The 715-nt window shown below is 31.2% G+C and carries 1 pseudogene; it reads left to right on the top strand.

The annotated features are described in order from the left end of the window. Nucleotides 1-604, top strand: a pseudogene (locus GXK57_RS26200) (group II intron reverse transcriptase/maturase); the annotation flags it as partial. Between the last annotated feature and the right edge of the window lie 111 nt (nt 605-715).

The raw sequence follows: 715 nt of genomic DNA on the forward strand, positions 1-715 counted from the left end.
AGATTTTAGTGAAATAAATTTCTTAGTCAGAAAAAGGTTTTATAATCGAACAAGAAGTATACGAAGCGATAGGCTATATGGAAATAAAACCTATAAAAAGTTTTATGGAAAATATAATTTCAAGCCAGTAAGTATATCTAAGACAACTATATATCCACTACCAGGAGTAAAATTTAGAATTCCTAAATCTATGAAAATCATTGCTAGCAGATATACTGCACAAGGAAGATACTATATTCATAAAGAACTGTCAGGAGAGTTTAAAGATACTATAAAATTTCTTATAGAAAATCCTTTAAAGAATGAAAGCCTACAAAAAAATGATAATAGAATATCGTTGTTTGTAGCTCAAAAAGGACTATGTCATATAACTAAGAAACCTTTAGATATAGGGACTATGATAATAAGAAATAGGCTCCCGAAAGATAAGGGCGGAACTGACAGATATCAGAATCTTGTGTTAGTAGCTAAAGAAATAAGTAATTTGATAGATGAAAAAGATATACATAAAGCCAACAAATACAAGGGAAAGATGGAGTTAGAGAATAAAGCCTTAAAAAAAGTTAATACACTTCGCATACTTGTTGGAAATCCTATGATTTAATATAAATTAATAAACTTTGATGGAACGCCGTATGCGGCGAAAGTCGCACGTGCGGTGTGGAGGAGGGGAAAAGAAGGCGATAATATCAAGTTCTTACCTATTCCTATAGAC

It is taken from the genome of Clostridium sp. C8-1-8 (genome assembly GCF_009928445.1).
Lineage (GTDB): Bacteria > Bacillota > Clostridia > Clostridiales > Clostridiaceae > Clostridium_AR.